The sequence below is a fragment of the Vibrio sp. 10N.261.46.A3 genome, from assembly GCF_041472995.1.
In the GTDB taxonomy this organism is placed as follows: Bacteria; Pseudomonadota; Gammaproteobacteria; order Enterobacterales; family Vibrionaceae; genus Vibrio; species Vibrio coralliirubri.
Genome location: NZ_JBFRRH010000211.1, coordinates 1 through 289 on the forward strand (window position 1 = coordinate 1; position 289 = coordinate 289).

1 protein-coding gene and 1 pseudogene are annotated in these 289 nt (G+C 46.7%); both read right to left on the reverse strand.

The genetic code is table 11. The annotated features are described in order from the left end of the window. Window positions 1-191: IS66 family insertion sequence element accessory protein TnpB (gene tnpB, locus AB4484_RS26720; protein WP_372081057.1), on the reverse strand; the 191-nt coding region annotated here is incomplete at its 3' end. Then, window positions 188-271 (reverse strand): annotated as a pseudogene (locus AB4484_RS26725) (IS66 family insertion sequence element accessory protein TnpB); the annotation flags it as partial. The pseudogene AB4484_RS26725 and the gene tnpB, both read right to left, overlap by 4 nt. Between the last annotated feature and the right edge of the window lie 18 nt (window positions 272-289).

Genomic DNA, 289 nt, shown 5'->3' on the forward strand with positions numbered 1-289 from the left:
AAGCCAGTTTTATCCCAGTATAATACTTTGATTTTGTCACGCTGTTTATTGGTGAACAGGAACAGTGCACCACTTCCTAGAGGTAAGTCGGTGTCACTTTCGATAATCGCTGCGAGGCCATTGATGGACTTCCTAAAGTCGACACTCTCACGATATAGATAAATCTCTGGTGCGCTGAGCATGCGTTTCATGACAACGCTCCAATGAGTTCTGCCAGGTAGGCAGCGGGCGTGCCTTGAGGAATACTCAGCTCCACATCATTGATGAGAAGCGGTGTTTTTCAAGGTAG